The organism is uncultured Ralstonia sp. (genome assembly GCA_913056305.1).
Lineage (GTDB): Bacteria > Pseudomonadota > Gammaproteobacteria > Burkholderiales > Burkholderiaceae > Ralstonia.
On sequence record CAJXMR010000262.1, the window covers coordinates 1 to 5821 of the forward strand.

General features: G+C 65.9%; 6 protein-coding genes. 4 read left to right on the plus strand and 2 right to left on the minus strand.

Annotation, left to right across the window (positions count from 1 at the left end; translation table 11 throughout):
- A partial coding sequence (locus QZ609_RS23745) for a holo-ACP synthase (protein WP_295500106.1) occupies positions 1–227 on the plus strand: 227 nt, incomplete at its 5' end.
- On the plus strand, positions 224–1276 hold the full coding sequence (gene nagZ / locus QZ609_RS23750) for a beta-N-acetylhexosaminidase (RefSeq protein WP_295500108.1): 1053 nt from the start codon (positions 224–226) through the stop codon (positions 1274–1276). The genes QZ609_RS23745 and nagZ, both read left to right, overlap by 4 nt.
- Positions 1277–1373: 97 nt before the next feature.
- Here the strand turns inward: nagZ and efp are convergent, their stop codons facing one another.
- The gene (gene efp, locus QZ609_RS23755) at positions 1374–1943 is read right to left on the minus strand and encodes an elongation factor P (protein WP_295500115.1); all 570 of its coding nucleotides are present in this window, start codon (positions 1941–1943) and stop codon (positions 1374–1376) included.
- A 120-nt stretch (positions 1944–2063) separates the two neighbouring features.
- Entirely contained in the window at positions 2064–3257 is a 1194-nt protein-coding gene (gene earP, locus QZ609_RS23760) for an elongation factor P maturation arginine rhamnosyltransferase EarP (protein ID WP_295500110.1), read from the minus strand.
- Between the two features lie 82 nt (positions 3258–3339).
- Here earP and uvrC point away from each other — a divergent pair, with 82 nt between their 5' ends.
- Together uvrC and pgsA are read left to right on the plus strand one after the other, a co-directional pair.
- Positions 3340–5319, plus strand: coding sequence for an excinuclease ABC subunit UvrC (gene uvrC, locus QZ609_RS23765; RefSeq protein ID WP_295500112.1), 1980 nt, complete (start codon positions 3340–3342; stop codon positions 5317–5319).
- Positions 5320–5388: 69 nt separating this feature from the next.
- A partial coding sequence (gene pgsA / locus QZ609_RS23770) for a CDP-diacylglycerol--glycerol-3-phosphate 3-phosphatidyltransferase (RefSeq protein ID WP_295500114.1) occupies positions 5389–5821 on the plus strand: 433 nt, incomplete at its 3' end.

The following is a 5821-nucleotide window of genomic DNA, read 5'->3' on the forward strand; positions in this document are numbered from 1 at the left end:
AGGAAGCCGTGTCCAAGGCCATCGGCCTGGGCATGCGCTGGCCGATGACGTGGCGCGCGGTGCAGACGCTCAACCTGCCGTCCGGCCAGCCGGTCGTGCGCTACAGCGGCGAGCTGGCCGACTGGATCGCACAGCGCGGCCTCCATCTCCAGATCAGCGTGACGGACGAGCGCGACTATGCAGTCGCCTTCGCCGTTGCCGAGTTGCAAACGAAACCCACCGCATGAATTCCACCGCCAAGCTGCAAAAGCGCCCCGGCCCGATCGTCCTCGACGTGGCCGGCCTCGAACTCGGTCCGGACGATGTTCGCCGCATTGCCCATCCGCTCACGGGCGGCGTGATCCTGTTCGCGCGCAATTTCGAATCGCGCGCGCAACTGACGGCGCTCACGCGCGCCATCCGCGCCGTGCGCGACGATGTGCTGATCTGCATCGACCACGAAGGCGGCCGCGTGCAGCGCGCCAAGACCGACGGCTTCACGCATTTGCCCGCGATGGGCGCCTTGGGTCAGTTGTGGGATCGCGATGTGCTGGCCGCCACCCGCGCCGCCACCGCCTGCGGCTACGTGCTGGCTGCCGAACTGCGTGCCTGCGACATCGACCTGAGCTTCACGCCCGTGCTCGACCTCGACTACGGCACCAGCAGCGTGATCGGCGACCGCGCGTTCCACCGCGACGCGCGCGTGGTGACGATGCTCGCCAACCACCTGACGCTGGGCCTGCGCCTGGCCGGCATGGCCAACTGCGGCAAGCACTTCCCTGGCCATGGCTACGTCCAGGCCGATTCGCACGTCGCCGTGCCGGTGGATGATCGTCCGCTGCAGGCCATCCTCGACGACGACGCGCAGCCCTACGGCTGGATGGGCCTCGGCCTGCAATCGGTGATGCCGGCGCACGTCATCTACTCGGCGGTCGATCCGAACCCGGCCGGCTTCTCGCGCTTCTGGCTGCAGGACATGCTGCGCGCGCATTACAACTTCGACGGCGTGATCTTCAGCGACGACCTGAGCATGGAAGGCGCGAGCGTCGCCGGTACGGTGGTCGACGGTGCGCGCGCGGCGCTGGCGGCCGGCTGCGACATGGTGCTGATCTGCAATGCGCCGGACAAGGCCGACAAGCTCCTCAACGAGTTGGATGTCACGATGGGCAAGGCCTCGCAGCGGCGCGTGCGCCGGCTGTTCGGCGGCAAGGCGCTGAAGGACTGGTCGAAGCTGTTGCAGCAGTCGGCCTACCGGCAGGCGCTGCGCACGCTGCGTGAGGCGCGATTGATCGCGTAAGGTATCAGCGGGAGGGGCGGGCAGCGGGTCCGTCCGTTTTTCGCAGGCAACAAAAAAGGCAGCGCGAGGCTGCCTTTTTTGTTGATGCGGCGCCAGCTTACTTGGCGCGGCTGCGGTACTCGTCCGTACGCGTGTCGATTTCGATCTTGTCGCCGGTGTTGCAGAACAGCGGCACTTGGATCACGAAATCTGCGTTCTCGTTGATCTGGGCGCCCTTCAGGACCTTGCCCGACGACGTATCGCCCTTGACGGCCGGTTCCGTGTAGATGATTTCACGGACAACCGTGGTCGGCAGTTCCACCGAGATGGCGTTCTCGTTGTAGAAGGTCACTTCCACCTTCATGCCGTCTTGCAGATAGTTCAGCGCGCTGCCCATGGCGGCGGGCTCAACGTTGTATTGCTCGTAGCTGACCGGGTCCATGAACACGTACATCGTGCCGTCGAAGTAGGAGTAATCGGCCTCCTTCTTGTCGAGGATGACCTGGTCCAGCTTGTCGTCGGCGTTGAAGACCCACTCACCGCCTGCGCCCGTCAGCAGGTTCTTGTACTTCATCTTGACGACGGCGCCCGAACGGCCGGAGCGGCTGTACTCGGTCTTGAGCACAACCATCGCCTCGTCCTTCCACATAAACACGTTGCCAGCGCGGAGTTCTTGCGCGATTTTCAAAGCCATTTCACATTTCCTGAGAGTAAGAGGGTTCGATGCGCGCCAAGCAACGAAGCACCGCGCGATACCCTCGTGTCGCGCGAACCAGGTCAGGGCCGGGGCCGCATGTAGATTAGCCCGTTATTTTACCTGTTTTTCGCAAAACGCTACCAAATTCGCGGAGAGATCGCCGAGTTGCATCAAGTTTTGCTCCCACGTGACGGCGCGTGCGCGCAGGCGGGGTGTGATGGCCATCAAGTCAGCCCAGTTGAGTGACGCTGGCGCGCCATTCCAGGCGTGACAGAACGCGACGAGCGCATCGGCGTCCGCTTGGGGTAGGGCGGCCGTGTAGCGCGCCAGAAAGGCGTCCAGCTTGGTGACGTGTACGTCGTCGCTTTGCGGGTAGATGTGCCAGATAAAAGGCTGCAGGGCCCATTGGGCGCGCACGAAGGAGTCTTCGCCGCGCACGAAATTGATGTCGCACGCCCACAGGAGTGGGTCGTAGTGCTCTTGCGGCACAAACGGCACCACGGCGACGGTCAGTTGGCCGCACGTCCAGCGGGCGCCCGCCTTGGCGGCTCCGGCGTTGCCGAGTAGCTCGGCGATCTGCGTAGCCGCCAGGCCCTCGGGCACCAGGCAGATCACCGGCTGGGGCGAGGCTTCCCATTGGGCGACCAGCGTCGGCAGCGCCGGGTTGGCGTACGCGAACAGGCTCACGCGCAAGGCGTCGGGGTTCTCGCGCATCAGGTCGTCCACCCCGAGGCGGTGCCACAGCGCCTGGTGAGCCGTCGGGCTGGCTGTGAACGTCGCGCGCTGCGCGCCGAGGTGCGATTCGCGCAGCACGCCGCCGGTGTTGCGTGCAAAGCCCGGAAAGAAGAAGTGTTTGACCAATGGCAGGCGCGGATGGGGCGATTGCATCGCGTGGTATTCGGCCACCCAGTTTTCTGCGCTCAGGTATTCCAGGTTGATCCAGACCGGCGCCGAGCCTTGAGCTGCTTGCTCGGCCATATGCGTGAGCATCGGCTCCGGGGCAGCGCAGGCGAAGGCCTCGACCACCACGTCATGCGGCGCGGGGTGCGCATCGGCGGCCAGCAACGCGGCCATCTGGGCATCGTCGCCCCAGTGGCGGATGTCGACGCCGGACACGCGCTGCGCATCGGCGGTCACGTCGACGGCGGGGCAGAGCTTCTCGAACGCGCGCAGGTCATCCACCCACAGCCGCACCGTGTGGCCGTGCTCCTGCGTGAGCTGTCGGGCCAGGCGCCAGCACACGCCGATGTCGCCGTAGTTGTCGACGACGCGGCAGAACAGATCCCAGGAGGTGATGGAGCGCATGCGGCAAAGCAGGGAGGAGGATGGGGCGATATTGTAGTCGGCGGCTTGTTCTACACTGACGGCCTCCGAGACCGCGAACACCATGCCGTCCAACCCTACGCCCCCTGACACCCCCGAGACGCCGCAGAGCGCCGACACAGCATCGCCCCAGGCCGCCGAGCCGAGCGAACCTGAGTTCGACGCCAAGGCCCACATCGCGCGCTTGCCGAACCTGCCGGGTGTCTATCGCTACTTTGACGCGCAGGGCAACGTGCTCTACGTAGGCAAGGCGCGCGACCTGAAGAAGCGCGTCTCCAGCTACTTCAACAAGACGCTGCTGTCGCCGCGCATCGCCATGATGGTGGCGAAGATCGCGCGCATCGACACCACCGTCGTGCGCAGCGAGGCCGAGGCGCTGCTGCTCGAGAACAACCTCATCAAGGCACTGGCGCCGCGCTACAACATCCTGTTCCGCGACGACAAGTCGTATCCGTACCTCAAGCTTACGCAGCACGCCTACCCGCGCATGGCGTACTACCGCGGCGCGACGGACCGCAAGCACCAGTACTTCGGCCCGTTCCCGAGTGCGCATGCGGTGCGCGAGAGCATGCAGATCCTGCAGAAGGTGTTCCAGCTGCGCACGTGCGAAGACACCGTCTTCAACAACCGCACGCGCCCCTGCCTGCTGCACCAGATCCACCGCTGTAGCGGCCCGTGCGTGCAGGCGATCCGCCCCGAGGACTACGCCCGTGACGTGGCCAACGCCGCCGGTTTCCTGCAAGGTCGTCAGGACGAGGTCATGCAGACGCTGGAGGACAAGATGCTGCGGCACTCCGCTGCGCTTGAGTTTGAGCAGGCCGCCGCCGTGCGTGACCAGATCGGCGCGCTGTCGACGGTGCTCAAGCAGCAGTCGGTGGAAGAGGTCGGCCACGCGAGCGATATCGACATCCTGGCGGTGGCCATCAAGGGCGGGCACGCGTGCGTCAACCTGGCGATGGTGCGTGGCGGCCGGCATCTGGGCGACAAGGCCTACTTCCCGACGCACGTGGAGGAGGGCGCCGCCATCGTCGGCGAGGATGTGGAAGGCGAGGCCACGGCGGAAGCGCCGCGCGATCCGGAGCGCATGGCCAGCGACATCCTCGAAGCCTTCGTTGCGCAACACTATCTCGACCAGTTCGTGCCGCCGGTGCTGGTGGTCAGCCATCCAATTCATGCGACCGAGCTGATCGACGCTTTGGCCGAGCAGGCCGGGCGCCGGGTGTCGGTCGTGCGCCAGCCGCAGGGCGGGCGCCGTGCGTGGCTGGAGATGGCGGAGAAGGGCGCCGAGCTGTCCTTGATGCGACGGCTCTCCGAGCAAGGCAGCCAGCAAGCCCGCACGCGCGCGCTGGCCGAGACCATCGGCATGGATCTCGAAGACCTCGCCGCGCTGCGCGTCGAATGCTTCGACATCAGCCACACCGCCGGCGAGGCCACGCAGGCCTCGTGCGTGGTCTTCCACAGCCACGCCATGCAGAACGGCGAATACCGCCGCTACAACATCCAGGGCATCACCCCCGGCGACGACTACGCTGCCATGCGCCAGGTGCTCACACGGCGCTACCAGAAGATCGTCGAGCAGGCTGGCGAGGACACGCCCAACATGCCCGCCATCGTGCTGATCGACGGCGGCAAGGGGCAGGTGGAAGTCGCGCGCCAGGTGTTCGAAGAGCTGGGCCTCGACATCGGCCTGCTGGTCGGCGTGGCCAAGGGGGAAGGGCGCAAGGTCGGCCTGGAGACGCTGGTGTTTGCCGACGGCCGGCCGTCATTGGAACTGGGGCAGGGTAGCGCCGCGCTGATGCTGGTCGCGCAGATTCGTGACGAGGCGCACCGCTTCGCCATCACCGGCATGCGCGCCAAGCGCGACAAGACGCGCAACACGTCGCGGCTCGAAGAGATTGAGGGTATCGGCGCCAAGCGGCGGCAGCGATTGCTGGCGCGCTTCGGCGGGTTGCGTGGCGTGGTGGCCGCGAGCGTCGACGAGCTGGCCACGGTGGACGGCATCTCCCAGACCCTGGCCGAAGAAATCTACCGTCAACTGCATTGATCGGCGACAATGCCCCATCTTGCCGCGCCGGCGCATGACTTGGCGCGGCGGTCGCCCTCTCGATTTGCCATGCCTTTCAATTTCCCGATCCTCCTGACCTGGCTGCGTGTGGCCATGATCCCGCTGGTGGTGGGTGTGTTCTACGTGCCGGACACCTGGATGGCGCTGCCCGCCAAGAACCTGACGGCTGCGGTGTTCTTCATTGTCGCGAGCCTGACCGACTGGTTCGACGGTTTTCTGGCGCGTCGCTGGAACCAGACTTCCGCGTTTGGCGCGTTCCTTGATCCGGTGGCCGACAAGCTGATGGTGGCTGCCGCACTGCTGGTGCTGCTGGCGCTGGGTCGCGTGTCGGACATCGTCGCGCTCATCATCATCGGCCGCGAGATCACCATCTCGGCGCTGCGCGAGTGGATGGCGCAGATCGGGGCGTCGAAGAGCGTGGCCGTTAACTTTCTCGGCAAGCTGAAGACGACCTTCCAGATGATCGCGATCCCGCTGCTGC